The following is a 25,129-nucleotide window of genomic DNA, read 5'->3' as shown; positions in this document are numbered from 1 at the left end:
CGGACTGCCCAGGGGGGCGGGCCGGGCAGGATGCGTTCCTCCTCCTCCTCCCCCTTCAGCGGGCGCGATTCCGCAGAGCCCTTTTGCCGCAGTCTGACCGTAATCAGCACGTACATGCCCATCTGCAGGAACTCGCTTTCCCAGTTCTCGAAGGTGGCACTTACGAAATGGCCGCTGTGCAGGTAGGCCCACAGGTCCAAGCCGGCGCGGTGGGCCTCGTGCAGTTCCTGGTTATGGCTGAGGAAGCCTGTCCACACCTGGCCCACAAGGAAGCAGGCAAGCAACAGGAACAGCACAATCGAGAGACCGTTTCTCCTCCACATCACTACACAGCCTCAAATCATCCGTATCGACGTTAGTCCTGCGTGTGGGGTGGGGAGGTGAAGGAACAGCGGGTTGCGCCCCTGGTGGGACTCCTCCGCGCTTTTATCCAGGTATCACGCCGCCATGCTCCCGACGTTACATCCGACAGGACACGATGCAGGGGCTTCCCCGGAGGGCCTCCCATGCGTCGATCCATCATTTGCGGTGCCATCTCGCTTGCCTTGGCCGGATGTGGAGGCGGCAACACCGAATCCAACGTCCAGGCGCCTGGCGCGGAAGAAACCGCCAAAACCAAGGTGCTCGAAACGGGTGCCGCGGTGTTGCAGGATCGGCCGCCGATCGAGGCCATCAACGCCTATCTGGATGGCTTTCATTTCTACAATGGCCAGATGAAGGTGCAGATGGAGGCGCACCACTACTGCTCCATCCTCAATGAGGATGTCATCCAGTGCACGATCTACGACGGCAACGTTAAAGACGCCAAGCTGATGGGGGTGGAGTACATCATCAGCGCCAAGCTGTTTGCCGCCTTGCCCGATCAGGAAAAGGCGCTATGGCACAGCCACGTGCACGAAGTGAAATCGGGGCAGTTGGTTGCGCCCGGCATTCCGGAGGTGGCCGAGCATGCGTTGATGGGGAAGCTCATCCATACCTACGGAAAAACCTGGCACACCTGGCATACCGATCTGGACAAGGATCTGCCGCGTGGCATGCCGCAGCTGATGATGGGATTCACGGCGGATGGGCAGGCTGACCCTCAGATGGTCGCTGCACGGGACGACCGGCTGGGCGTGAGCAGCCAGGACAAGCGCGAGCGTCGGGCTGATATCGTTGCACCGCCGGTAGATGGCGGCGCGGATGCCTGGCAGAAGGGGCGGGTCATCCAGATCGAGGATTCGGCCGGTGGGCATGGGCACGCGCCCCCTGAGGCGGACAAGAACGCGACGTCCGGGACTGGCCCGGGAGGCTGAAAGGCGCCTAGGGAGCGCGGTGCGTCAGCCATCTTCCGTGTTGCACCGAGGCTGCGATGTTTCCGCCTGTTCTCGGTAGTTGTACTTAGGGCTGCTACGTATAACGGCCGTGGCTGGAGGGTGGCCGGGTCTGTCAGTGTTGTCCGGGAACGGGATGAAGCGTCCGGGAGCACGATATGCGTGGATGGAAAGCAGGTTCGGTGGCCGCAGTGCTCCTTCATTGCGTGGTGGGTGCGCCCGCACTGGCGCAGCAGGGAGTGCCGGACACCACGGCGCCGGCCCCGGCCGTGCCCCGCCACGCCATGTTCAAGGACCCGCAGGACGGCCATTTCGACATGTCGCGCTGGCTGCTCGACCGCAAGGGATTCCTGCCGGTGCCGGTGATCATCAGCGACCCGGCCGTGGGCTACGGCGGCGGCGTGGCCCTGGCGTTCTTCCACCGGCCGGAGGGCGCAGCGCTGGAACGCACCGCGGCCGACGGGCGCAAGCAGATGATCCCGCCCAATATCTACGGCGTAGCGGGGATGAAGACAGAGAACGGCAGCACGGCCTACGGCGCCGGCGCCATGCTGCACTTCAAGGACGATCGCTGGCGCTACACCGGTGGGGTTGCCAAGTCCTCCTTCAACCTGGACTTCTACACGCCGGGCAATGTGCTGCCGGAAGTGGGCATCGGCTACAGCTCGGACGGCTACATGGCGTTCCAGAAGATTGCCCGGCGCCTGGGCGACCAGTCGCTGTTCCTGGGCCTGCAATGGGTCTACATGGACCTGGACATCGGCTTCGACGTCGATTCGGACCGGCAGTACTTCAAGCCGCACGAGCTGAACCGAAAAACCTCCGGCCTTGGGCTGTCGCTGCAGTACGACCAGCGCGACAATTCGTTTACCCCCAACAGCGGCTGGCTGGGCATGCTGGAGGGCAACTTCTACGATAACGCCATCGGCAGCGACAACGACTTCCAGAGCTACCGCGCGCATGCGTTCGGCTACCTTCCGCTGGCCGACAAGCGAATGGTGCTGGGCGGGCGCGTGGACGTGCGCTGGGTGGGCGGCGACGTGCCGTTTTACCGGTTACCGTACATTGACCTGCGTGGCATCGGCTCGGCCCGCTACCAGGACACGCGCGCCGCCACCGTCGAAACCGAACTGCGCTGGAACCTCACCCCGCGCTGGGCGGCCATTGGCTTCGTCGGGGCGGGACGCACCTGGGGCGAGCACGGCAGCTTCTCCGGTGCTACCAGCCAAGTGGCCAAGGGCGTCGGCGGCCGCTACCTGATCGCGCGCCAACTAGGCCTCTACGTAGGCCTGGACTACGCCTTCGGCCCGGAAGACGACACTGTCTACGTGCAGGTAGGCAGCGCGTGGCGTTGAAGGCGTACAGACCAACGGTCCGTACCTACCGGCGGCGCCACGCCATGCATCCGCGCCACGTACCAACTGTTGGTCGGCACACGGCCCCGGTAGGTACCGACCGTTGGTCGGTACATGGCACCCGCAGCCGATAGACCGAAGGGACAGAATTACTTAGCCAACATAAGTAGAAACACGGTGGTCGCCCCCCAGCCCCGCAGGGATCATCCAAGGACCCGCCAAAGCGCTCCCGGAGAACCCGATGGCCACCGCCAGCAAGAAGAAAAAGCCCAACATCCTGGTCATCTGGGGCGATGACATCGGCATCTCCAACCTGAGCTGCTACTCGCACGGGTTGATGGGCTACCAGACGCCAAACATCGACCGTATCGCCCGCGAAGGCATCATGTTCACCGACTCTTACGGTGAACAATCCTGCACGGCCGGCCGCTCCTCGTTCATCACCGGCCAGAGCGTGCTGCGCACCGGCCTCTCGAAAGTAGGCATTCCCGGCGCGCCGATTGGCATGAACGAGAAGATCGTCACCATCGCCGCGTTGCTGAAGAACGAGGGCTACACCACCGGCCAGTTCGGCAAGAACCACCTGGGCGACCTGAACCACATGCTGCCGACCAACCACGGCTTCGATGAGTTCTACGGCAACCTGTACCACCTCAACGCCGAAGAAGAACCGGAGATGTACGACTACTTCCCGGAGGACGAATTCGGAGACTTCATCGCCACGGTCAAGCCGCGCGGGGTGATCCACAGCTTCGCCACCGACAAGGACGACACCACGGAGCAGCCGCGCTGGGGCAAAGTGGGCAAGCAGAAGATCGAAGACACCGGCCCGCTCAACCGCGAACGCATGGTCACCTGCGACGACGACTTTGCCGAGCGCGCAAAGGGCTTCATCAAGCAGGCCACCGACGACGACACCCCGTTCTTCGCCTGGGTGAACTTCACCCACATGCACCTGATCACCCACACCAAGCCCGAAAGCCTGGGCCAGGCGGGGCGCTGGCAGTCGCCGTACCACGACACCATGATCGACCACGACAAGAACGTGGGCTCTCTGTTGGATTACCTGGACGAACTGGGTATCGCCGACGACACCTTGGTGGTGTATTCCACCGACAACGGCCCGCACCGCAATTCGTGGCCGGACGGCGGCATGACCCCGTTCCGCAGCGAGAAGGACACCAACTGGGAGGGCGCGTTCCGCATTCCACTGGTGGCGCGCTTCCCCGGGAAAATCAAGCCGGGCACCATCTCCACCGAGATCGTGCAGCACCACGATTGGCTGCCGACGTTCCTGGAAGTGGCGGGGAACAAAACCGTGGTGGACGACCTCAAGAAGGGCGTCAAGGCAATCGGGCGCACCTACAAGAACCACATCGACGGCGTGAGCCTGTGGCCCTACCTGACCGGCAAGGCCGACCATTCGCCGCGCAAACTGTTCGTCTACATCTCAGACGACGGCGACACGCTGGGCATCCGCTACGACAACTGGAAGGTGACGTTCATCGAGCAGCGCTGCAAAGGGACCATGGCGGTCTGGGGCGAACCGTTCACCCCCATGCGAATTCCCAAGATCTACAACCTGCGCACCGACCCGTACGAGTTCGCCGATGTCACCTCGAACACCTATTGGGACTGGTACATCAACCACGTCTACATCGTGTACGGTGCCATCGCGTTGCTGACCAAGTTCAACGCGACCTTCGATGAGTTCCCCAAGATCCAGAAGCCCAACACCTTCACCGCCGACCAAGCGATCGAAAAGTTGAACGACGCCGTCGCAGGAAAGTAACCAGCCCGCGGTCGCAAGCCCTCCCGGTAGCGCCGACCGTTGGTCGGCCCCGACCATGTCATCCGGCGATGGACAACCCACCGCCGGCAATCCACGCCATTGCCACGAGATTGACCACCACGGCGACCCAAAAGGTGGTCTGGAACGAAGCCTTGCGGTTCTTGTGGCGCAGGGCAGCCTGCGCCAGCAATGCTCCAGGCCACCCTCCGACTAGTGCCATCGCCTGCAGTGTGCTCTCGGGCGTGCGCCGCCGATCATGCTGGGCGGCGCTCTTGTCGTGCCAGTAAAACAGGAAGGTGAGGGCGCTCAGGCCCAGATACGCCACCACAATCCACGGTGCGCAGTAGCCCGCAAAGCTGGCACCGGCCACGCCCGACAGGAACAGCAGTGCGATGGTGCGCCGGGGCAGCCTGTCGGGCCCGCCGTTGCCCTTGGTCGTGGTGCCGGCCCTGAGCCCATCACGCTGAAGCGCGAAACGTACATTGACCGCGTTGAGCCGGCCCTGCCCATCGCGCTGCACGTCGTAGGTGATCACATCATTCAGGGCAGGGCGCCGGTCGCGCGCGGCAAAGGCGCGGATATGCACGAAGCAGCGGTCGCCCCCACCATTGGGCTGCACGAAGCCGAAGCCGCGCGCGTCGTTCCATTCGCTGAGCCTGCCCTGTTGCCGCATGGCTCAAAGCGTATCCAGGAACGTACGCACCGCCGGCCCGAACCGCTCAAAATCCACCAAAAACGCATCATGCCCCTGCGGCGAGTCCAGTCCGATGAACTGCGCATCGGCACCGCCGGCGCGCAGGCCGTCGGCGATCTGCTGCTGTTGCTGCACCGGGAACAGGATGTCGGTGTTGGCGCCGATGGCCAAGGCCTTGTCCACTTTGATGCTGGCCAGGCCGGCCATGACATCGCCGTCGGCGTATTCGGCCAGGTCGAACCAGTCCATCGAACGGCTCAGGTAGAGATAGCAGTTCGGGTCGAAGAAGCGCACGAAGCGGCGCGCGTGGCCTTCGAGGTAGCTCTCCACCTGGAATTCCAGGCCAAACGGATCGTCATCGGCCTGGTCCGAGTCCAGCCGCACGCGGCCGAAGCGACCATCCCACTCGAGCGCGGAGCGGTAGGTGATCACCCCCAACTTGCGCGCCATGCGCATGCCCGATTCCGGGTAGTGCTGGTCGGTGTACTGGCCGCCGTTCCACTGCGGGTCGAGGCGTATCGCTTCACGCTGCAGCGAGCGGATGGCGATGGAGAACGGCAACGCCTGTGCGCTGCCGGAAATATTGATGTGGCTGCGCGCGATGCCCGGGTGCAGCAGCAGAACCGCAAGCGCGGTCATGCCGCCCATGGAATTGCCTACCACGCAGGCAAGCTGGGTGATGCCCAGCGCCTTCACCACGTCCACGGCGGCGCGCGCGCCATCTTCGATGGACAGCTCCGGGAAATTGAGCCGGTACAGTTCGCCGGTGGCGGGGTTGATGGTGGCCGGCCCCGTTGAGCCCTTGCAGCTGCCAAGCGAGTTCACGCACACCACGAACCAGCGGTCGGTATCGATCGCCTTGCCCGGGCCAAGCATGCCTTCCCACCAGCCGGCCGCAAGGTTGCCGTCGTTGGCGGCGGCATGCGCGTCGGGCGACAGGCCGGTGACGATCAGCACGGCATTGCTGGCATCGGCGTTGAGCGTGCCCCAGGTTTCATAGGCCACGTGCGCGCCGTGCAGCTGCCCCCCACGCTTGAACGCGAAGGGCGAGGGCAGGGCGTGGTAGCGGGTGCCGGGCGGGATGAATTCAGTCATGGGGCCATTCTAACCGGGCAGGTCAACGGCGCCGTGTCACGGCTGGGACGCTTCGTACCGGCGTGGATCTACAGGACCAATCGGATCGTGCCCTTGTGCGGCAACGTCACCCGCACCGCCTCCGAATCCACATCGCCGTCCTGCCGGCTGGCGGTGCCCGAGTCCGAAAGCCGCGCGAATACCTCCACGTCCTTCAGCGAGGACAGCTTCGCCGTCGGCATCGGGCTGTCGGCGTCGTCCAGGCGGATCTTCAATGGCAGGGCCGTCGCCGGATGCTTCTCCACCGCCACCGGCATCGGCGGCCCACCGGGTACTCGCGCGATCACGAATACCTGCGTGCCGGCGGGCAAGGCCTTGCCCGCAGACGTCGGACCCAGCGTCACCTCGATATCCAGCCCCACCGATGGCGCAGGGGCGTCAGCCGGCGCCGGCATGCCCGCCTTCTCCCGCGCAATGGCGATCTGCTCGCGCAGCGCTGCGGCCGCGGCCGGTTCCAGGCGGGGAAGCAGTGCCTCCCACGTAGCGGCCGCTTCCGCATCCTGCCCACGCTGGCGCTGGGCAATGCCGATCAGCCAACCCGCGCGCTCGCTTGTCGGGTCCACTTGTTGCGCATGCTTCAACCACTGCAATGCGGTGTCGTCGAACTGCTTGCCCGCATCGCCCTGTGCACGCGCCTGTGCGGCTTCCACCAGTAGTGGCGCTTCATCCGGCGCGAGCGCAACGGCGCGGGAAAACGCCTGGTTCGCTTTTTCGGTATTGCCCAGCGCCAGCTCGGAACGGCCCAGCAACGCCCAGCCATCAGCGCGCTGCGGTTCGCGTTCCAGCGCCTGCTCCAGCTCGCGCACGCCCTGCTGCAGCGTGGCCGGTCCCTCGTCGGCGACGACATCCACGGCCTTCGGCGTGCCCACCAGCAGGTACAGCGCCACGCCGGCCACGCCGATGGCGATCACCGCCGCCACGAACGGTGCGCGCTTCCCGCTGCTGCGCAGCGGCCACAGCACCACCATCGCCACCACGGCGGCACACAGTCCGGCAATCACCTGCATCCATTCGCTCACCAGCGCTCCTCGCTTTCGCCCATGGGCTGCACCTGGCGGCTGCGCCGGCGTACCACCCACACCAGCACCCCGGCACCGCCGAGAACCAGCACCAGCGGGCCGAACCAGAGCAGGCTGTTGCGCGTGTCCATGGCGGGGCGGTACAGCACGAATTCGCCGTAGCGCTCCACCAGGAACTGCTTGATCTGCGCATCGCTGTTGCCCTGCTGCATCAGCGTGAGCACTTCGCGGCGCAGGTCATGGGCGATCTGCGCGTTGGAATCGGCCAGCGACTGGTTCTGGCACTGCACGCAGCGCAGTTCGGCGGCCAGCGCATGGAAGCGCGCTTCTTCCTCCGCGCTGCGGTACTGCAGCGGGGTCGGGTCGGATACGGCCTGTGCCGGCGCGAGTGTCGGCACCAGCAGCAGCGCTAACACCAGAGCAACCCACAGGCTGAAGAGCGCAGGCGCGGGGCGCCCGCCCCGTGCCGGCGTTGCCGGGCGCACGACCAACGGTCGTGCGCTACCGGTCGGTAGCCATTGCCCACCGTCGGTAGGTAGCCATTGCCCACCGTCGGTAGGCAGCCATTGCCCGCCGTCGGTAGGCCGCCATTGCCCGCCGTCGGCCGGCCGCGATTGCGCGCCGTCGGCCGGTAGCGCACGACCGTTGGTCGTGCGGCCCTCAGCGCCCGAATCACTCCGCAGGCGGCAACGCATTACGCGGCTGGGCATTCGCACCTTCCAGTTTCTCCAGTTCCGGCAACAACTTCGTATCGATCACGCGCTGGGTAAGCGCGCCGCTGTATTTCCAGCGCACCACGCCGCTGGCGTCGACCAGGAAGGTTTCCGGCGCGGCAGTCACGCCCCAGTCGATCGCGGTGCGGCCTTCGATGTCGCTCAGCACCAGCACGAACGGGTTGCCCAGCTGTTCCAGCCAGCGCAGCGCGTCCGCCGGTTCGTCCTTCCAGTTGTATCCAATCACGCGTACGCGCTTGGTTTCGGCAAACCGGGTCAGGATGGGGTGTTCCTCGCGGCAGGCCGCGCACCAGCTGCCCCACACGTTCAGCACATACGGCGCGCCGCGCAGTTCGCTGCTGTGCACAGTGATGGACGGGTCGTGCAGGACCGGCAGCGCGAACGCCGGCGCGGGCTTGCCGATCAATGCCGAGGGCAGGATGTCGCGGTCGGGCGCGCCGGACTTCATCACCCCGTACACCATCAACCCGAGCAACCCGAAGAAGAACAGCACCCCGATGACGATGGCGACCGGAGGCAGCGGGCGGGAGGCGGGGCGGGGATCGGACACGGTACTACTCCTGGAAACGACGGAAGCGGCGGTCGGCGGCGGTGACGAAGCCCCCCAAGGCCATCAGCAATGCGCCCAGCCAGACCCAGCGAACGAAGGGTTTGATATGCACGCGCACGGCCCATGCATTGTTGCCCAGCGGCTCGCCCAGCGCCACGTACACATCGCCGCGCACGCGCGCATGGATGCCGGCTTCGGTCATCATCTGCCCGCCGCTGGCGTAGGCACGTTTTTCCGGGTGCAGCAGGGCCAGTTCATGCCCGCCCTGCAGCACGCGCACATGGCCGCGATCGGACACGTAGTTGGGGCCCTGCTGGTGGTCCACACCTTCAAAGCGCAGGGTGTAGCCGCTTACCTCCAGATCGTGCCCGGGGCTGAGCGCCACTTCGCGCTGCACGTTCAGCGCTTCCACCAGCAACGCGCCAACCAGGAACACCGCCACGCCGGTATGGGCCAGCAGCATGCCGACCATCTCGGCGTTGAAGCGGCCGTTGCCACGCAGGCGGGTCCAGATGAAACGCGCGGTGCCCAAGGCAACCCACGCCGCTGCGGCCACGCCGGCGGCGGCCTTGAGCTTGCCCTGCGGGGCCATGAACCAGGCGAGCACGCCCAGCAGCAGGGCCAACCCTGCCCACGGCGCCAGCAGCGCCAGCCGCTTCGAGGCCTGGTCGCGCTGCCAGTTCACCAGCGGCCCGAACGGCAGCAGCGCCACCAGCGGCGCCATCAGCACGATGAATAGCGTGCCGAAGTAGGGCGGGCCCACCGAGACCTTGCCCAGTCCCAGCGCATCGGCCAGCAACGGATACAGGGTGCCCAGCAGCACCATGGCGCAGGCGCCGGCCAGCAGCAGGTTGTTGGCCAGCAGCAGGGTTTCGCGCGAGGTGGGCATGAAGCCACGGCGTGGATCATCGCTGCCCAGTGCGCCGGCGCGCAGCGCATACAGCAGCAGCGCCGCACCGATCACCAAGGCCAGGAAGACCAGGATGAAGGCGCCGCGCGAGGGATCGGCGGCGAAGGAATGCACGCTGGTGAGCACGCCCGAGCGCACCAGGAACGCGCCCAGCAGGGACAGTGCGAAGGCGGCGATGGCCAGCAGCAGTGTCCAGCTGGCGAAGCTGCCGCGCTTTTCAGTCACGGCCTGCGAATGGATCAGCGCGGCGCCGGCCAGCCACGGCATGAAGCTGGCATTTTCCACCGGGTCCCAGAACCACCAGCCGCCCCAGCCCAGTTCGTAGTACGCCCACCAGCTGCCGAGCGCGATACCCAGGGTAAGAAAGCCCCAGGCCACGTTGGTCCAGGGGCGGGTCCAGCGCAGCCAGCGCGCATCCACGTGGCCGTCCAGCAGCGCGGCGATGGCAAACGCAAACGGCACCGCAAATCCCACGTACCCGATGTACAGCATCGGCGGGTGGATGATCAGGCCCGGGTCCTGCAGCAGCGGGTTGAGGTCGCGGCCTTCCAGCGGTGCCGGCAGCAGCCGCGCGAACGGATTGGAGGTGAAGAACAGGAAGGCGATGAAGCCCAGGCTGATGATGCCCATCACGCCCAGCACGCGGGCGCGCACGGTGTCCGGCAGGCGCTTGGACCACAGCGCCACCGCGCCGCCCCACAGCGCCAGCACCAGCACCCACATCAGTAGTGAGCCTTCGTGCGCGCCCCATACGGCCGAATAGCGATACGCCAGCGGCAGAAGGGTATTGGAGTTTTCGGCCACGTAGCGCACCGAGAAATCCTGCTGCACGAAGGCGACGGTCAGCAGCGCGAATGCGCCGGCCACCAGCGCCAGCTGTGCGAAGGCGGCCGGCACGGCCACGGCCATCCACGCACCGCGCCCGCGCTGCGCGCCCCACAGCGGCAGCACCGCCTGCAGCAGGGCGGCCAGCAGCGCACAGACCAGCAGTACCTGCCCCAGCTCAGGCAGCACTCAGCGTGTCTCCACGGCCGGCACCGGCACGTCGTGCTTGGTGTGGGCCGCGCCCATCTTGTCGGCTACTTCCTTGGGAATGTAGTTCTCGTCGTGCTTGGCCAGCACTTCATCGGCCACGAACACGCCGTTTTTCAGAGTGCCCAGCGCGACCACGGCCGAATCTTCGCGGAACATGTCCGGCAGGATCCGCGAGGTGGTCACCGGCAACGTGGCATCGCCATCGGTCACCACGAAGTGTGCGTCCAGCGAGCCTTCGGCGCGCTGGAACGAGCCTTTGACCACCATGCCGCCGAGGCGGAAATTGGATTGGGTGCCCTGTTCGCCGCGCAGCACCTCGGACGGGGTGTACAGATAGGCGATGTTGCGCTGGAGCGCGAACGCCACCAGCGTGGTGGCAAGACCGGACGCAAGCAGGAGCAGCAGCACCCAGACCAGGCGGCGGCGCTGTACCGGCGTCATCGGCTCAGCTCCGTGGCCAGCGGCGTGCCCGGCGTGCGCTGGTCGCGCGCGGCCTGGCGCTGCTGGCGCTGAAGGGCCTGGCGACGCGCGCTGCGCAGGCGCAGCCAGGAACCCAGCGCGTCGGCCGCCAGCACCAGCACGAACACCGCGTACGCGGCGGCAATGAACCCGACATGCGTCATCGTTGCAGCTCCCCGGCAGGCTCGGTGCCCAGGCGTTGCGCCACCCAGGCCTTGCCGGCTTCGCGGCTGAAGTTGTCGGCACGCGCCTTGGCCAGCAGCGAGCCGACGAACCACAACTTGGTCGCCACCACCATCCACCACAGCGGCGCGATCAGCTCCGGGCGCACGGCGTTGTCGCCAAACACATTCACCGACTGGCGCTGGTGCAGGCCACCCCACCAGTCGACCGAGTAACGGATGATCGGCAGCAGGCCCACGCCGACGATGGCCAGCAGGCCCGCGGCCCGCGCGGCACTGCGGCGGTCTTCAATGGCGTGGTACAGGCCGATCACGCCCAGGTACAGGAACAGCAGGATCAGTTCGCTGGTCATGCGCGGGTCCCAATCCCACCACGTGCCCCAGGTGCCTTTGCCCCAGATGCTGCCGGTGAGCAGGGTGATGAGGGTGAAGCCTGCGCCCATCGGCGCGCAGGCCATCGCCAGGATCTCGCAGATCTTGATCCGCCAGACCAGCGCGATGGCCGAATACAGCGCCATCAAGGCGAACACGAACAGGCTCATCCACGCGCTGGGCACGTGGATGTAGATGATGCGGAAGGCGTCGCCCTGGGTCTGCTCGGCCGGCACTACGAAGATGCCCTGCCAGATGCCGATCAGCAGCACCGGCAGCGCGGCGATGGTGAACACACGCGACCAGCGCGACGCGAAGCGGTCGAAGGTGGGGGGCGAACCGAGTTGGTGGAACCAGCGGACAAGGCTATTCATGCAGCGATGGCTATCCAGCTAGAAAGCAACAAACACGTAGTGACACGCCATGCGTGTCATGACGAACGAAGCAGCGCAATCCACTTGCACATCAACTCAATGAAATCCTGATGGCCGCAGCAGTTGCCAACGGCGCCAACACCAGCGCCACCACCAACCCGGCACCCAGCAGCAGCAACGCGCCCACCGGATCCTGTCCTCGCGCGGCGGCCGCCACACTGCCTGCACCAAACACCAGCACCGGCACGAACAGCGGCAACGCCAGCAACGCCACGAGAATACCAGAGCGACGGATGCTCACTGTCAGCGCTGCCACCACCCCACCGATCAGGCTGAGCAGTGGCGTGCCGAGCAGCAACGATGCCAGCAATATCGGCAGTTGGTCATGTGGCAGATGCAGCATTTCGGCCAGCAGCGGGCTCACCACGATCATCGGCAGGGCGGTGGTGGCCCAGTGCACCAGCACCCGCACCAGCACCAGCCAGGCCAGCGGCACCGGCGCCAGCAGCCACTGTTCCAGCGAGCCATCCTCGGCGTCGCTGCGGAACAGGCTGTCCAGCGACAGCTGTCCGGCCAGCAGCACCGCCAGCCACAGCACCGCAGCGGCCACCTGCGCCATCAACGGCGGGTCGCGGCCCAGCGCCAGCGCGAACAGCACCACCACCAGCAGCGCGAACAGCAGCGGCTGCAGCGCATCGCCGCGGCGGCGCCACAGCAGGCGCAGGTCGCGCCCGGCCAGGGCGCGTGCGGTCTGCCACAGGCCGGGTTCGGTGCCAGGTGCGATCATGCGCGCACCTCCGGCAGTACCGGGCTTTGTCCGGCAACGGCTTGGCCGGTACCCCCCAGATGCACCAGCCGGGTCCGCACCGGCGGCGCCGCATACGCACCGTGCGTGGTGACCAGGGCCGCCCCGCCGCTGCGCAGGTGCGCGGAAATCATCCGGTTCACCAGGTTGATGCCGTCCAGGTCCAGGTTCGCGTACGGCTCGTCCAGCAGCCACAGCGGCGCTGGCGACAGCCAGATGCGGGCCAGCGCCAGCCGCCGCTTCTGCCCGGCCGACAGTTGCCGCACCAAGGTGTTCTCAAAGCCAGCCAGGCCCACGATGGCCAGCGCGTTGCCCGGCATCTGCCGCGCGCGCCGGCCATGCAGGCCGCACAGGAAATTCAGGTTCTCCAGCGTGTCCAGGTCCGGCTTGAGGCCGGGCAGGTGGCTCAGGTACGCCACGAACTGGGCGCGCTCGCGGTGCCCGGCCGGGCGCCCATCGATCTGGATCGTCCCGCTGCCCGGGCGCAGCAGCCCGGCCAGCACCCGCAGCAGGGTGGTCTTGCCGGCGCCGTTGTCGCCCTGCACCAGCAGCGCCTCACCCGCATCGACCTGGAGGTCGAGCGGCCCGAACACCGGTTCATCGTTGCGACTGAAGGCCAGGCCATGCGCGGCCAGCAACGGAGGGGTATTCGAAGAATTCAGCATCGGCGCAGTGTACCGGCGGATCGATCCCGAACCCAATGGCCGAGGCCTCGGCCTCCAGATTTCGTACACTTCGGGGTCTCCGCCTTTGATCCCCCGGTTGCCGATGAACCCCCAGACCAAGCTGCCCAAGGTGGGCACCACCATTTTCACCGTGATGTCCCAGCTGGCGGCCGAACACGGCGCCGTGAACCTGGGCCAGGGGTTCCCGGACTTCTCCGCGCCGCAGCGCCTGATCGATGAAACGGTCAAGGCCATGCACGGCGGCCTGAACCAGTACCCGCCGATGACCGGCGTGGCCCCGCTGCGCCAGGCGATCGCCCAGAAGTCGCTGGACCTGTATGGCGCCCAGATCGACCCCGATACCGAAATCACCGTCACCAGCGGCGCCACCGAGGCGATCTTCAACGCCATCCACGCCGTGGTCCGCCCTGGCGAGGAAGTGATCGTGCTGGACCCGGCGTACGACTGCTACGAACCGGCCATCGACCTGGCCGGCGCCCGCGCCGTGCACGTGGCGCTGGACCCGCAGACCTTCGCCGTGGATTGGGACCGCGTGCGTGCCGCCATCACCCCGCGCACCCGCCTGCTGATGGTCAACACCCCTCACAACCCGTCCGGCGCGATGCTCACCGCCGATGACATGCAGGCCCTGGCCGACGTGCTGCGCGGCACCGGCATCTACCTGATTTCCGACGAAGTCTACGAACACATCATCTACGACGGCCGCCGCCACGAATCGGCGCTGCGCTACCCCGAGCTGCGCGAGCGCGCCTTCGTCATTTCCAGCTTCGGCAAGACCTACCACTGCACCGGCTGGAAGATCGGCTATGCGGTGGCACCGCCGTCGATGAGCGCCGAGTTCCGCAAGGTGCACCAGTACAACACCTTCACCAGCTTCGGCCCGGCCCAGTACGGTTTCGCCGCGATGATCCGCGACGAGCCGGAACACCACCTGGAACTGGGCGCGTTCTACCAGGCCAAGCGCGATGCGTTCCGCGAGCAGCTGCTCACCACGCGCCTGAAGCCGCTGCCGGTGCCGGGCGGGTACTTCCAACTGGTGGACTATTCGGCCATCAGCGACCTGCCGGACCACGAGTTCGTGAAGTGGCTGACCATCGAAAAGGGCGTGGCCGCCATTCCGCTGTCGCCGTTCTACGAAACGGCGCCGGAAGGCCAGCGCCTGGTGCGCCTGTGCTTTGCCAAGAACGACGCCACGCTCAGCGCGGCGATCGAACGCCTGCAGGTGCTGTGATGGGCGCCGCCAACCGCCCCGATCTGCGCATCAGCCTGGTCCAGGGCGACACGCGCTGGCACGACCCCGAGGGCAACCGCGAGTACTACGGCGCACTGCTGGCGCCGCTGGCCGGGCAGACCGATCTGGTGATCCTGCCGGAAACGTTCACCAGCGGTTTTTCCAATGACGCGATCTTCCGTGCCGAAGGCATGGACGGCCCCACCGTGGCCTGGATCCGCGAGCAGGCGGTGGGGTTGGGTGCTGCGGTGACCGGCAGCGTGCAGCTGCGGGTGGGCGAGGGCGTGTACAACCGGCTGCTGTGGGCCACGCCGGACGGTGGGCTGCAGTATTACGACAAGCGCCACCTGTTCCGCTACGGCAACGAGCACCTGCGCTACGCCGCCGGTAATGAACGGCTGAGCGTGGAATGGAAAGGCTGGCGGATCAATCCGCAGGTCTGCTACGACCTGCGTTTTCCGGTGTTCTGCCGCAACCGCTACAACGTGGAGCGTGCCGACGACCTGGATTTCGACCTGCAGATCTTCGTGGCCAACTGGCCGTCGGCGCGTGCGTATCCCTGGCGCACCCTGCTGCGCGCGCGCGCGATTGAAAACCTGTGCTACGTCGCGGCGGTCAACCGCGTGGGCGTGGACGGCAACGACCTGCATTACGCCGGCGACAGCGCGGTGATCGATTTCCTCGGGCAGCCGCAGGTGGAGATCCGCGAGCGCGAGCAGGTGGTCACCACCACCATTTCCGCGGCAGCGCTCGCCGCGCACCGCGCCCGCTTCCCGGCGATGCTGGACGCAGACACCTTTACCCTGGGCTGACCCGCACATCGATCGGCATTGCGGCGGCCATTGGCGGGCGGTAGGTGAATGGCGATTGCATGCCGCGGAAGGGCCTCATGCCGGCGCGACGCCGGCACTGCTAGATTCGGCTTCGTTCCCACTCCGTACGAGCGCACCGCTATGAAGAAGCTTTCCCTGGCCCTGTTCGCCTTCGCCAGCATGGCTGCGGTTCCGGCCGCGCAGGCCGCCGGCAACATCGACTGCGAACTGCATTACTCCCTGGCCGGTTGGTCGGTGATCTACAAGACCGCCTCGGGCACGGGCACGATCACCTGCGACAACGGTGCGCGCATTCCGGTCAAGATCAGCGTCAAGGGCGGCGGCCTGACCGTAGGCAAGTCCAAGATCACCGATGGCAAAGGCAGATTCTCCGGCGCCTATTCGGTCGACGACCTGATCGGCTCCTACGCCGCCGTCGAAGCCCACGCCGGCGCGGACAAATCCAGCAGCGCGCAGGTCGTCACCAAGGGCGACGTATCGCTCGCCCTGGCAGGCACCGGCAAGGGCTGGGACCTCGGCGTAGCCGGCAGCCGCTTCACCATCGAACGCCGCTGACCCATCCGAAGCGAGCCCGACGCATCCAGGTCCACAACTGCGACCTCAAAAAAAACCCGGTCAATGACCGGGTTTTTTCATGCATCAGCCGCCGCGCGGGCCGCCGCCACGGTGGCCACCGCCACCGGGACCGCGGCTGCCACCCGGGCGTGCGCCGCCGGGACGACCGCCGGGACCACCCGGGCCGCGTGCACCGGGACCACCCGGGCCACGGTTGCCACCCGGGCCGCCGGGACCACGTGCGCCGGGACCGCCCGGACCACGGTTGCCACCCGGGCCACCGGGGCCGCGGTTGCCGCCGGGACGGCCGGCGGGGCGGGGCGTGCCGTACGGGCTGGCGCCCGGATTGGCATGATCGGACGGGAAGCTCGGGGCATTGCCCGGGTGACCGTACGGGTGGCGCTGTGCGCCCTGGCCGCTGCGGTTGCCCGCGCCGGCACCGGCACCGGCCGGACGGCCCTGGCCGCCGTAGCCGCCACGGTTTTCACCGCGACCTTCGCCACCAAAGCCGCCGCCGCTGCGCTCGCCGTAGGCGCCACGGCCCTGGCCGCCTGCGCCGCCCGGACCCTTCGGCTTGCCGTACGGACGGCCCTGGCCACCGGCGCCTGCGCCGGCACCCGGACCACGTGCGCCCGGGCCACGGGCTGCGCCCGGACCGGCGTTGCGGTGGTTGCTCGGGCCGGTGCTCACGCCATCGGGCACGTACCAGCTGCGGAACGCGGCCGGGTTGCCTTCGGGCAGGGCGCGGTTGCCCTTGTCCGGGCGCTGCTTGAACGGGCGCTGCGACTGCTTGGCCGCCGCTTCGCCGGTGACCGTCAGGCCACCCTTGAAGCCGCCGCCCTTGCCGCCGCGACCACGGCCGCGGTCTTCGCGCACGTTGTCGAAACGACGCAGTTCGCGGCCTTCGTCGGCCTGGTTGTGGCCATTGACGTAGGCATTGCCACGACCGCCTTCGCGCGACACGCGCACGGTGGTCTTGGCGGCGCGGCGCTGGCCGATTACCGGCTGCAGGGTCAGCGCCGAGGGGGCGCCTTCTTCCAGCTTCAGTTCGGCGCGCAGCGCTTCAACCTGCTTGGCCGGCAGTTCGACCGACTGGCCACGCAGCAGTTCGCGCGGCAGCGAGACCTTGCCGTAGCGGGTGCGCTTGAGGCGGCTCACCTGGCAGCCCTGCGATTCCCACAGGCGGCGCACTTCGCGGTTGCGGCCTTCCTTGACGACCACGCGGAACCAGTCGTGCGAATCGGTGCCGCCGATGCGTTCGATCTCGTCGAACTTGGCCGGGCCGTCTTCCAGCGCCACGCCACGGGAGAGGCGGTCGACGATGCTGTCGGGCACCTTCTCTTCGCCTTCCGGGGCACGCACGCGCACGACGTATTCGCGCTCGACCTCGTAGGAGGGGTGCATCATCGCGTTGGCGAGTTCGCCATCGGTGGTGGCCAGCAGCAGGCCGGTGGTGTTGATGTCCAGGCGGCCGATCGCGATCCAGCGCGCGCCCTTGAGGGCCGGCAGCGCTTCGAACACCGTCGGGCGGCCTTCGGGATCTTCGCGGGTGGTCACTTCGCCTTCGGGCTTGTTGTAGGCCAGCACGCGCGAGGTTTCGGTCAGCGCGGTGGCGACAAAGCCACGGCCGTCCAGTTCAACCTTGTCGCCGCTCTTGATCGACTGGCCGGTCTGGGCGACTTCGCCGTTGACCTTGACCAGACCATCGGCGATGCGCTGTTCCAGCGCGCGGCGCGAGCCGAGGCCGGCCTGGGCCAGCACCTTGTGCAGGCGCTCTTCGAGCTTGGGCTGTTCGGTTTCGTTTTCGCGCTTGAGCGAAAGCTTGTTCAACGACAGCTTGCGGGGGGTGTCACTCATTTACTTGGCTCCGGCCGGCGACGGTTTCGTCGGCCTCTGGTTCGGGATCGGCTTCGTCAACAGCCACGGTCGTCTTCGCGACGGCGTTGTTTTCGGTTTCGTTCTGGTGCGCCGCGCGGGGTCCCGGCACGGTATCGGGCTCGCCATCGCTGGCGGTTGTATCCGCGTCGTCGTCGGGGAGCGACGGCGACGCATGGGATGGGGTATCGCTATTGTCTGACTCGGCGTCCTGTTCCGCCAGTCGCGCGGCCATCAGGGCGGCGCGGGCGGCGGAACGGGCAGTGGCCGGGTCCTGTTCGGGTTCGGGTTCGGATTCGGATTCCGGCTCGGATTCCGGTTCCGGGATGGTTTCCAGTTGCGGTTCGGCGTCCGGATCCGCCACGCCTGCGGCGATCCGGCCGGCCAGCTGGCCGTCGTTGTCCAGCGGCAGCTGCGGTTCCAGTTCGCCCAGGTCGCGCAGCTCGGACAGCGGCGGCAGCTCATCCAGGCGCTTGAGCCCGAAGTAATCCAGGAAGCCCTTGGTGGTGCCGAACAGCGCGGGCTTGCCGGGCACGTCGCGGTGGCCGATCACGCGGATCCATTCGCGTTCTTCCAGGGCCTGGATGATGTTGCTGCTGACCGCCACGCCACGGACCTGTTCGATCTCGCCGCGGGTGATCGGCTGGCGGTAGGCAATCAGCGCCAGCGTTTCCAGGGTGGCACGGGTGTAGCGGGTCTTGCGCTCGGTCCACAGCCGGGTGATGAAGCCGTGGACTTCGTTGGTGACCTGGAAGCGGAAGCCGGAGGCCACCTCGACCAGCTCCACGCCGCGGTCGGCGCAGCCTTCGCGCAGCAGTTCCAGCGCGCGTTCGATGCTGCCCGGCGGCGCCGGCTCTTCCTCGGGGAACAGGCCCTGCAGCTGGGCCAGGGTCAGCGGCTGGCTGGAGGCCAGCAGCGCCCCTTCGACAATACGGTTGATCAGCGGTTGATCCATGCGTGGGTCGGGTGCTCAGTCAGGGTCGTTGGCGGCGTCGTTGTCGTCGAACTCGCTGTTGAACTGCAGCGGTTCGTTGGTGTTGCCGGCGGCCAGTGACTTGACGTAGATCGGCGCCAGCGGAGCTTCCTGGACGATGTCCAGCAGCTGTTCCTTGGCCAGTTCGAGCAGGGCCAGGAAGGTGACCAGCACCCCCAGCTTGCCTTCTTCGGCGGTGAACAGCGTTTCAAACCGGTAGAACCTGCCGTCTTCCAGACGGCCCAGCACATCGCCCATGCGCTGGCGGACACTCAGGGCCTCGCGCTTGATCGCGTGGCCGGTGAACAGCTCGGCGCGCTTGAGCACGTCGTGCAGCGCCATCAGCATTTCCTTCAGGTCCACCGGCGGCGGCAGCTTGATCGCCGCGCGGTCGGGCACGAAGGCATGGGCCAGGCTGGTGTCGCGGTCCTGGCGGGGCAGGGCGTCGATGTCCTCGGCGGCCTGCTTGAAACGTTCGTACTCCTGCAGCCGGCGCACCAGCTCCGCACGCGGGTCGGCTTCCTCGCCTTCCACGCTGGGCGGCCGCGGCAGCAGCATCCGCGACTTCACTTCGGCCAGGATCGCCGCCATCACCAGGTATTCGGCCGCCAGTTCGAAGCGCAGCTCCTGCATGACGTTGATGTATTCGACGTACTGGCGGGTGATCTCGGCCACCGGAATATCCAGGATATCCAGGTTCTGCCGGCGGATCAGGTACAGCAGCAGGTCCAACGGACCTTCGAAGGCATCCAGGATGACTTCCAGCGCATCCGGCGGGATGTACAGGTCCTGCGGAATCTGCAGGACCGGTTGCCCATGCACCACGGCCAGCGGCATTTCCTGCTGCTGAGGGGCGGTCGGCCGGATTTGCGGGTTCGCGTCGAGCGCGAGTTCAGAGGTCATCAAGATTGACGTCGGTATTGCAACGGACCAGTTTGCTGCGCCTGGCGCAACCGGAACACCCGGGCGGCAGGATCGCTAGCCATGACATTTCAAACAGCAGCAGGACGCGCTGCTCAAATGCAGCGACAGAACTACGGGAGGTCGTCTACGTGTGCTGGTGTGGGGCAGTGGGGCCCTGTAGCCACAGGGTTGCTGCGTCCAGCCACGTGCAATGTGGTCAAGAGTACGGCTTCACAACGGCAGTGTCCAGCGAGGCGGGCTAGAATCGCGGCGTTTGTTTAGCTGAACCCCAGGAGTTGCCCGTGTGGTATGTGATTGAAGGCTATGACGGCACCGATGTGCTGGCCGCCCGCCTGTCGGCCCGGCCGGCCCATCTTGCCCGTCTGCAGGCCCTGTGCGACGAGGGGCGGCTGCTGCTGGCCGGCCCGTGCCCGGCCATCGACAGTGAAGACCCGGGCCCGGCCGGCTTCAGCGGCAGCGTGGTGATCGCCGCGTTCGATTCGCTCACCGAAGCCCAGGACTGGGCGGCGGCCGATCCCTATGTGGAGGCCGGGGTGTATGTGCGCACCGAGGTCCGCCCGTTCCGCAAGGTGCTGCCATGAGCCGGGTGGAGATGATCCGGGCGGCGCTGCAGGCCGCCTTCGATCCGGATCTGCTGGAGGTGGAGGACGACAGCCATCGCCACGCCGGGCATGAGGGCGCGCGCGATGGGCGCGGGCACTTCAATGTCCACGTGGTCAGCGCGGCCTTCGAAGGCAAGCTGCCGCTTGCGCGCCATCGCGCGGTCTACAACGCCTTGGGCACCCTGATGGAGACCGATATCCACGCGTTGTCCATTCGTGCCGAAGCGCCGTCAAAAAAGGGCTGAAACCCTTGTCCTGCCTTGTCCCGGTGAGTCCCGGGGCGACCTCTCCAAGACACCCCGAGGTTACCGCCGTGCGACATTTGCCTAACGTAGTGTTTACATCCGGGATTGAAAACGCTTACATTCCGCGCCAAGCCCAGATCTCTAAGCCGTGGAGGGCGGCGAAGTGAACAAGGCAGCTATCACAATCAAAGATGTAGCCCGCGAAGCCCGCGTCTCTGTGGCGACGGTTTCGCGTGCGCTCAATGGCCATGAAAACGTCGCCGAACCGGTGCGCAAGCTGGTGCTGGAGGTGGCGGCGCGCCTGCGCTACACCCCGCACGCGGCGGCCCGCAGCCTGAGCAGCCGGCGCACCAATACCATTGGCGTGGTGCTGCCGGACCTGTATGGCGAATTCTTCTCCGAGCTGATGCGCGGCATCGACAACGTGGCCCGCGCGCGCCGCCAGCACCTGCTGGTGTCCAGCTACCACGGCGACCAAGAGCAGCAGGGCGCGGCCCTGCGGGCCATGCGCGGCCGGGTTGACGGGCTGCTGGTGCTGTCCCCGTATGCGGAGAGCCCCGGCTTTCTGACCGACAACCTGCCCCAGGCGCTGCCCACGGTGCTGATCAACACGTACCTGCCCGAGCAGGATCACCCGGTGCTGAGCATCGATGACCATGCCGGTGCGATGGCGATGACCGCGCACCTGCTCGAGGCCGGCCACCGCCGTATCGCGTTCATCGGCGGCCCCGCGCTGAACTTCGATGCGCGCGAACGCCTGCGGGGGTTCCGCGATGCGCTGGCCGCGTTCGGCGGTGCCGCCGAGGGCATCGAGCTGCCCGGCGACTTCGATGAAGCCTCCGGCCACCGCGCCGGGCAGGAGCTGCTGGCCGCCGGTGCATTGCCCGATGCGGTATTCGCAGCCAACGACATGATGGCGCTCGGTTGCCTGTACGCGTTCGCGCAGGCCGGCGTGCGCGTGCCGGCCGACGTGGCATTGGCAGGCTTCGATGACATCCCGCTGGCGCGTTTCGTTCACCCTTCGTTGACGACGATGCAGGTGAGTATCGCCGAGCTTGGCGATAAGGCGGCGACGCGTCTGTTGCAGTTGATGGATGGCAACAACACGGAAACGGCCGGTGACAAGCAGACACTTGTACCGCGCCTGATCGTGCGTGATTCAAGCGTTCCGCCGAAAGGCGGAACGCGGTAGGTCACGACCGTTGGTCGTGACTTGTTGGGCCGCTGAACGCTGTATCGGTATTTCACGCAATCCAAAAAAAAGACAGGCGGCCGCAACGACGGCTTCCACCACCCGGAGATTTACATGACGTATTCCAATCACCGCACCCGCATGCCGGCCCGCCGCCTGCTGTCGAGCGCACTGGTCAGCTGCCTGTTGCTGGGCGCCGCACCTTCCCTGATGGCCCAGTCGGCCACCTCTTCGCTGCGTGGCCAGGTCGCCCAGGCCGAGGCCGGTACCGAAGTCACCGCCACCAACGTGGCCAGCGGCAGCGTGCGCCGCGCCACCACCCGTGCCGATGGCACCTATTCGCTGATGGGCCTGGACCCGGGCACCTATGACGTGGTGGCCAACGGCCAGACCCAGAAGGTCACCGTGACCGTGGCCTCGACCGCGACGCTGAACTTCAGCGGCGCTCCGGCCAATGGCAGCACCGCCAACGCGACCAACCTCGACACCGTCAACGTGGTCGCCCCGACCCTGCTGCAGGAAGTGCGTACTTCCGAAGTGGGCAAGACGGTCAGCCTGCAGCAGATCCAGACCACCCCGCAGGTGTCGCGCAACTTCCTGGAATTCGCCGACGCGGTGCCGGGCATGATCTTCACCCGTGATGCGAAGGGCAACACCTCGCTGCGCGGCGGTGCCACCAATGCCGACGGCACCAACGTCTACATCGACGGCGTGGGCCAGAAGAGCTACGTCAAGGGCGGCGGCGTGGCCGGCCAGTCCGGCAGCGCCGGCAACCCGTTCCCGCAGCTGGCCATCGGCGAATACAAGGTCATCAGCGGCAACTACAAGGCCGAATACGGCCAGGTCTCCAGCGCGGCGGTGACCGCCGCGACCAAGTCCGGTACCAATGAATTCAAGGGTGAGGCGTTCTACCGCTACACCGACGAAGACATGCGCGCCAAGACCCCGGCCGAGCGCCAGGAAGGCAAGACCAAGGAAGTCTCGGCCGAAAAGGAATACGGCTTCGCCCTGGGCGGCCCGATCGTGCAGGACAAGGCCCACTTCTTCGTGACCTACGAAGCCAAGCGCTTCGACCTGCCGGTGACCATCGCCCCGGAAGGCTCGGTGACCAACCGTGTCGGCCTGCTGCCGGCCGATGCCGCCGCCCAGCTGGGCCCGGCCAGCCAGCCGTTCCAGCAGGACCTGATCTTCGCCAAGATCGACGTGGAGCCGACCGACAACGACCGCATCGAGCTGACCTTCCAGGACCGCGACGAAACCCAGCAGCAGTTCAGTGGGCAGACCGCGCCGTCGCACGGCAAGGAAACCGAGAACACCGACCGTCGCTACGCGCTGCGCTGGAACCACAGCGGTGAGCGGTTCTACAACGAACTGATGCTCACCCACGAAGATTCGTTCAACAACCCGGTGCCGCTGACCATCGGCAACGGTTACGTGTACACCGCACCGGATGGCACCGACGACCGCACCCTGGTGCAGATCGGCGGCGCCTCGGCGCTGGATTCGCAGGTGAAGGGCCAGAAGGGCTGGTCGATCGAAGACAACCTGACCCTGGACGGCATCGAATGGGCGGGCGACCACACCATCAAGATGGGCGCCAAGTACAAGGAAATCGACCTGTACGCATCGGATGCGCAGGAGATCAACCCGCAGTTCACCTATACCCTGGGTGATGCAGACTTCCCGTCGGACATCCCGTACAAGGCGCAGTTCGTGAAGCCGGTCACCGGCGTCACCGGCGTGACCGGTGAAGTGCGTTCCAAGGTGAAGCAGATCGGTCTGTTCATCCAGGACGACTGGCAGGTCAACGACCACCTGCAGCTGAACCTGGGCCTGCGCTGGGATTATGAGAAGAACCCGAGCTACCTGGACTTCGTGACCCCGCCGGAAGTGGTGGCGGCCATCTACAGCCAGGATCCGCGCGGTCCGGCCGGCCAGACCTATGCCGACTCGCTCGCCGCGAGCGGGCTGAACATCAACGACTACATCAGCAACGGCCGCAACCGCAAGGCGTTCAAGAATGCCTGGCAGCCGCGACTGGGCTTCTCGTATGACCTCAACGCCGACGAGCAGCACGTGATCCACGGTGGCGCCGGCCGTTCCTACGACCGCGACCTGTTCGACTACCTGCAGCTGGAAACCACCAAGCTGGCGCTGCCGCAGCCGACCATCTACTTCCGCAACCCGGCCACCGGCGCCTGCCTCAACGGCCAGGCCGCGTGCTACGACTGGGATCCGAACCTGCTCAACGGCATCCAGAACCTGCAGGCCCTGGTCGGTTCGACCAGCAATGCCGGCCTGGAAGTGGACCTGCTCAACAACAACCTGAAGGCACCGTACGCCGACCAGTTCAGCCTGGGCATGTCCAACCAGATCGGCGACTGGCTGACCGACGCCACCGTCGCGCGCACGCTGACCTATGACGGCTTCGCCTTCACCCTGGGCAACCGTTACCCGACCGGCCAGTTCTTCGATGACCCGCGCCTGTGCGGTGGCACCTCGCCGGGCCTGAGCCAGGCGTGGAGCTGCAACATCCCGGGCTTCGGCAGCCTGATCATCGGCCAGCAGGGCATCAAGACCCGTGCCACCCAGGTGCTGCTGTCGGCACAGAAGCCGTTCACCAAGGAAAGCGGCTGGGGCACCTCGATCGCCTACACCTGGACGACCGCGCGCCACAACCGCGACATCAACGAGCATTACGCCTTTGACCGCGGCCTGATCACCGATTACCCGACCATCCGTTCCAACGGTGCACCGCGCCATCGCATCGTGCTGACCGGTTCGTATGCCGGCTTCTGGGACATCACCTTCGGTGGCAAGATCACCCTGGCGACCCCCACCGCGGTGAACGACTGGTACCCGGTGGCACAGTCCAGCGGCTTCGATCTGCCGACCCCCGGCGCCGCGGTGCCGGACGGCAACGGTCGCTTCCTGGTCGGTGGCAAGATCTGGGGCTACCGCTCGGTCGACCTGCAGGCCACGAAGACGTTCAAGATGCCGGGCGACACCGAGCTGTACGCGCGTATCGACATCATCAACGTGTTCAACTTCGACAACTTCTCCAACTACAACTACACCAAGTCCAACGGCAAGCTGCTGGCCAGCTACAACGAGACCGGCGATATCGTCGGTACGCCGCGCCAGGTGAAGGCAGAAGTGGGCTTCCGCTTCTGATGAGGGGAATGTGGTGACACCCATGGCGTTTTGACACGCATGGCGTGTCACTACGCCGCAGGCCGGTCCCCCAGCCGTAGAGACACGCCATGCGTGTCCTCGCGGTCTGGG

The 25,129-nt window shown here is 66.6% G+C and carries 25 protein-coding genes; 10 read left to right on the top strand and 15 right to left on the bottom strand.

All coding sequences use genetic code 11. The features are described 5' to 3' along the window. The coding region (locus AC06E7_RS18530; RefSeq protein ID WP_478065569.1) for a DUF6766 family protein at positions 1-323 on the bottom strand (323 nt) is incomplete at its 3' end. A gap of 183 nt (positions 324-506) precedes the next feature. Between AC06E7_RS18530 and AC06E7_RS18525 the strand changes: the two genes are divergently transcribed. The 3 genes from AC06E7_RS18525 to AC06E7_RS18515 all read left to right on the top strand — a co-directional run bounded on the left by AC06E7_RS18525 (position 507) and on the right by AC06E7_RS18515 (position 4,460). Continuing rightward, positions 507-1,295 (top strand): OBAP family protein, encoded by a 789-nt coding sequence (locus AC06E7_RS18525; RefSeq protein ID WP_095362799.1) that lies wholly within the window; start codon positions 507-509, stop codon positions 1,293-1,295. 200 nt (positions 1,296-1,495) lie between these two features. Further along, the gene (locus AC06E7_RS18520) at positions 1,496-2,668 is read left to right on the top strand and encodes a BamA/TamA family outer membrane protein (protein WP_478065568.1); all 1,173 of its coding nucleotides are present in this window, start codon (positions 1,496-1,498) and stop codon (positions 2,666-2,668) included. A 241-nt stretch (positions 2,669-2,909) separates the two neighbouring features. Then, positions 2,910-4,460 carry an arylsulfatase gene (locus AC06E7_RS18515; RefSeq protein ID WP_478065567.1) on the top strand — a complete coding sequence of 517 codons (1,551 nt, stop codon included), beginning with the start codon at positions 2,910-2,912 and terminating at the stop codon, positions 4,458-4,460. 58 nt (positions 4,461-4,518) lie between these two features. Here AC06E7_RS18515 and AC06E7_RS18510 read toward each other — a convergent pair whose 3' ends face one another. The 11 genes from AC06E7_RS18510 to ccmA all read right to left on the bottom strand — a co-directional run bounded on the left by AC06E7_RS18510 (position 4,519) and on the right by ccmA (position 13,393). Then, a complete protein-coding gene (locus AC06E7_RS18510; protein WP_478065566.1) occupies positions 4,519-5,133 on the bottom strand; it encodes a DUF1294 domain-containing protein in 615 nt (204 codons plus the stop codon). A gap of 3 nt (positions 5,134-5,136) precedes the next feature. Then, positions 5,137-6,249, bottom strand: a complete 1,113-nt coding sequence (gene metX / locus AC06E7_RS18505) for a homoserine O-acetyltransferase MetX (protein WP_320457282.1) — start codon at positions 6,247-6,249, stop codon at positions 5,137-5,139. A gap of 68 nt (positions 6,250-6,317) precedes the next feature. After that, positions 6,318-7,310: a tetratricopeptide repeat protein gene (locus AC06E7_RS18500; protein WP_478065574.1), complete on the bottom strand. Its 993-nt coding sequence runs from the start codon at positions 7,308-7,310 to the stop codon at positions 6,318-6,320. Further along, positions 7,304-7,738: a cytochrome c-type biogenesis protein gene (locus tag AC06E7_RS18495; protein WP_478065573.1), complete on the bottom strand. Its 435-nt coding sequence runs from the start codon at positions 7,736-7,738 to the stop codon at positions 7,304-7,306. The genes AC06E7_RS18500 and AC06E7_RS18495 overlap by 7 nt, the downstream gene beginning before the upstream one ends. Before the next feature lie 241 nt (positions 7,739-7,979). After that, positions 7,980-8,561, bottom strand: coding sequence for a DsbE family thiol:disulfide interchange protein (locus AC06E7_RS18490; RefSeq protein ID WP_281066577.1), 582 nt, complete (start codon positions 8,559-8,561; stop codon positions 7,980-7,982). A gap of 34 nt (positions 8,562-8,595) precedes the next feature. Beyond that, positions 8,596-10,515, bottom strand: coding sequence for a heme lyase CcmF/NrfE family subunit (locus AC06E7_RS18485; RefSeq protein WP_478065565.1), 1,920 nt, complete (start codon positions 10,513-10,515; stop codon positions 8,596-8,598). Next, the gene (gene ccmE / locus AC06E7_RS18480; RefSeq protein WP_354276896.1) at positions 10,516-10,977 is read right to left on the bottom strand and encodes a cytochrome c maturation protein CcmE; all 462 of its coding nucleotides are present in this window, start codon (positions 10,975-10,977) and stop codon (positions 10,516-10,518) included. Beyond that, the gene (gene ccmD / locus AC06E7_RS18475) at positions 10,974-11,159 is read right to left on the bottom strand and encodes a heme exporter protein CcmD (protein ID WP_093532489.1); all 186 of its coding nucleotides are present in this window, start codon (positions 11,157-11,159) and stop codon (positions 10,974-10,976) included. The genes ccmE and ccmD overlap by 4 nt, the downstream gene beginning before the upstream one ends. Then, positions 11,156-11,923, bottom strand: a complete 768-nt coding sequence (gene ccmC, locus AC06E7_RS18470) for a heme ABC transporter permease CcmC (RefSeq protein ID WP_478065564.1) — start codon at positions 11,921-11,923, stop codon at positions 11,156-11,158. Before ccmC ends, ccmD begins: the two co-directional genes overlap by 4 nt. 91 nt (positions 11,924-12,014) lie before the next feature. Then, positions 12,015-12,710 carry a heme exporter protein CcmB gene (ccmB, locus tag AC06E7_RS18465; RefSeq protein ID WP_184126620.1) on the bottom strand — a complete coding sequence of 232 codons (696 nt, stop codon included), beginning with the start codon at positions 12,708-12,710 and terminating at the stop codon, positions 12,015-12,017. Then, positions 12,707-13,393, bottom strand: a complete 687-nt coding sequence (gene ccmA, locus AC06E7_RS18460) for a heme ABC exporter ATP-binding protein CcmA (protein ID WP_449325201.1) — start codon at positions 13,391-13,393, stop codon at positions 12,707-12,709. The genes ccmB and ccmA overlap by 4 nt, the downstream gene beginning before the upstream one ends. A gap of 103 nt (positions 13,394-13,496) precedes the next feature. Between ccmA and AC06E7_RS18455 the strand changes: the two genes are divergently transcribed. The 3 genes from AC06E7_RS18455 (at position 13,497) to AC06E7_RS18445 (ending at position 16,033) form a co-directional block, all read left to right on the top strand. Further along, entirely contained in the window at positions 13,497-14,645 is a 1,149-nt protein-coding gene (locus tag AC06E7_RS18455; RefSeq protein ID WP_478065563.1) for a pyridoxal phosphate-dependent aminotransferase, read from the top strand. Then, complete coding sequence (locus tag AC06E7_RS18450) at positions 14,645-15,457, top strand: amidohydrolase (RefSeq protein WP_478065562.1); 813 nt, start codon at positions 14,645-14,647, stop codon at positions 15,455-15,457. The genes AC06E7_RS18455 and AC06E7_RS18450 overlap by 1 nt, the downstream gene beginning before the upstream one ends. Positions 15,458-15,598: 141 nt before the next feature. Beyond that, the gene (locus tag AC06E7_RS18445) at positions 15,599-16,033 is read left to right on the top strand and encodes a hypothetical protein (protein WP_068853112.1); all 435 of its coding nucleotides are present in this window, start codon (positions 15,599-15,601) and stop codon (positions 16,031-16,033) included. Positions 16,034-16,117: 84 nt separating this feature from the next. Here the strand turns inward: AC06E7_RS18445 and AC06E7_RS18440 are convergent, their stop codons facing one another. Genes AC06E7_RS18440 through AC06E7_RS18430 form a run of 3 tightly spaced genes read right to left on the bottom strand, consistent with a single transcriptional unit; the run spans position 16,118 to position 19,784 of the window. Beyond that, entirely contained in the window at positions 16,118-17,890 is a 1,773-nt protein-coding gene (locus AC06E7_RS18440; RefSeq protein ID WP_210130639.1) for a pseudouridine synthase, read from the bottom strand. Beyond that, positions 17,883-18,863 (bottom strand): SMC-Scp complex subunit ScpB, encoded by a 981-nt coding sequence (gene scpB, locus AC06E7_RS18435; protein WP_478065561.1) that lies wholly within the window; start codon positions 18,861-18,863, stop codon positions 17,883-17,885. The genes AC06E7_RS18440 and scpB overlap by 8 nt, the downstream gene beginning before the upstream one ends. Positions 18,864-18,878: 15 nt before the next feature. Beyond that, positions 18,879-19,784 (bottom strand): segregation and condensation protein A, encoded by a 906-nt coding sequence (locus tag AC06E7_RS18430; RefSeq protein ID WP_068853099.1) that lies wholly within the window; start codon positions 19,782-19,784, stop codon positions 18,879-18,881. A gap of 302 nt (positions 19,785-20,086) precedes the next feature. Here AC06E7_RS18430 and AC06E7_RS18425 point away from each other — a divergent pair, with 302 nt between their 5' ends. The 4 genes from AC06E7_RS18425 to AC06E7_RS18410 all read left to right on the top strand — a co-directional run bounded on the left by AC06E7_RS18425 (position 20,087) and on the right by AC06E7_RS18410 (position 25,018). After that, positions 20,087-20,386 carry a YciI family protein gene (locus tag AC06E7_RS18425; RefSeq protein ID WP_068854705.1) on the top strand — a complete coding sequence of 100 codons (300 nt, stop codon included), beginning with the start codon at positions 20,087-20,089 and terminating at the stop codon, positions 20,384-20,386. Continuing rightward, positions 20,383-20,652 (top strand): BolA family protein, encoded by a 270-nt coding sequence (locus tag AC06E7_RS18420; RefSeq protein WP_478065560.1) that lies wholly within the window; start codon positions 20,383-20,385, stop codon positions 20,650-20,652. Before AC06E7_RS18425 ends, AC06E7_RS18420 begins: the two co-directional genes overlap by 4 nt. A gap of 148 nt (positions 20,653-20,800) precedes the next feature. Beyond that, positions 20,801-21,844, top strand: coding sequence for a LacI family DNA-binding transcriptional regulator (locus AC06E7_RS18415; protein WP_478065559.1), 1,044 nt, complete (start codon positions 20,801-20,803; stop codon positions 21,842-21,844). Positions 21,845-21,958: 114 nt separating this feature from the next. After that, positions 21,959-25,018: a TonB-dependent receptor gene (locus AC06E7_RS18410; RefSeq protein WP_068853090.1), complete on the top strand. Its 3,060-nt coding sequence runs from the start codon at positions 21,959-21,961 to the stop codon at positions 25,016-25,018. The last annotated feature ends 111 nt before the right edge of the window (positions 25,019-25,129 follow it).

The organism is Stenotrophomonas sp. Steno-Z4 (genome assembly GCF_056393145.1).
This window is presented reverse-complemented; position numbering and strand designations above follow the sequence as displayed.

Bases quoted from the DNA above. Each gene is read 5' to 3' on its own strand.
- AC06E7_RS18440 (WP_210130639.1), bottom strand. From the start codon at position 17,890: ATGAGTGACACCCCCCGCAAGCTGTCGTTGAACAAGCTTTCGCTCAAG.
- metX (WP_320457282.1), bottom strand. From the start codon at position 6,249: ATGACTGAATTCATCCCGCCCGGCACCCGCTACCACGCCCTGCCCTCG.
- ccmD (WP_093532489.1), bottom strand. From the start codon at position 11,159: ATGACGCATGTCGGGTTCATTGCCGCCGCGTACGCGGTGTTCGTGCTG.
- AC06E7_RS18515 (WP_478065567.1), top strand. From the start codon at position 2,910: ATGGCCACCGCCAGCAAGAAGAAAAAGCCCAACATCCTGGTCATCTGG.
- AC06E7_RS18420 (WP_478065560.1), top strand. From the start codon at position 20,383: ATGAGCCGGGTGGAGATGATCCGGGCGGCGCTGCAGGCCGCCTTCGAT.
- AC06E7_RS18445 (WP_068853112.1), top strand. From the start codon at position 15,599: ATGAAGAAGCTTTCCCTGGCCCTGTTCGCCTTCGCCAGCATGGCTGCG.
- ccmB (WP_184126620.1), bottom strand. From the start codon at position 12,710: ATGATCGCACCTGGCACCGAACCCGGCCTGTGGCAGACCGCACGCGCC.
- ccmC (WP_478065564.1), bottom strand. From the start codon at position 11,923: ATGAATAGCCTTGTCCGCTGGTTCCACCAACTCGGTTCGCCCCCCACC.
- ccmA (WP_449325201.1), bottom strand. From the start codon at position 13,393: ATGCTGAATTCTTCGAATACCCCTCCGTTGCTGGCCGCGCATGGCCTG.
- AC06E7_RS18455 (WP_478065563.1), top strand. From the start codon at position 13,497: ATGAACCCCCAGACCAAGCTGCCCAAGGTGGGCACCACCATTTTCACC.
- ccmE (WP_354276896.1), bottom strand. From the start codon at position 10,977: ATGACGCCGGTACAGCGCCGCCGCCTGGTCTGGGTGCTGCTGCTCCTG.
- AC06E7_RS18450 (WP_478065562.1), top strand. From the start codon at position 14,645: ATGGGCGCCGCCAACCGCCCCGATCTGCGCATCAGCCTGGTCCAGGGC.
- AC06E7_RS18510 (WP_478065566.1), bottom strand. From the start codon at position 5,133: ATGCGGCAACAGGGCAGGCTCAGCGAATGGAACGACGCGCGCGGCTTC.
- AC06E7_RS18410 (WP_068853090.1), top strand. From the start codon at position 21,959: ATGACGTATTCCAATCACCGCACCCGCATGCCGGCCCGCCGCCTGCTG.
- AC06E7_RS18430 (WP_068853099.1), bottom strand. From the start codon at position 19,784: ATGACCTCTGAACTCGCGCTCGACGCGAACCCGCAAATCCGGCCGACC.
- AC06E7_RS18525 (WP_095362799.1), top strand. From the start codon at position 507: ATGCGTCGATCCATCATTTGCGGTGCCATCTCGCTTGCCTTGGCCGGA.
- scpB (WP_478065561.1), bottom strand. From the start codon at position 18,863: ATGGATCAACCGCTGATCAACCGTATTGTCGAAGGGGCGCTGCTGGCC.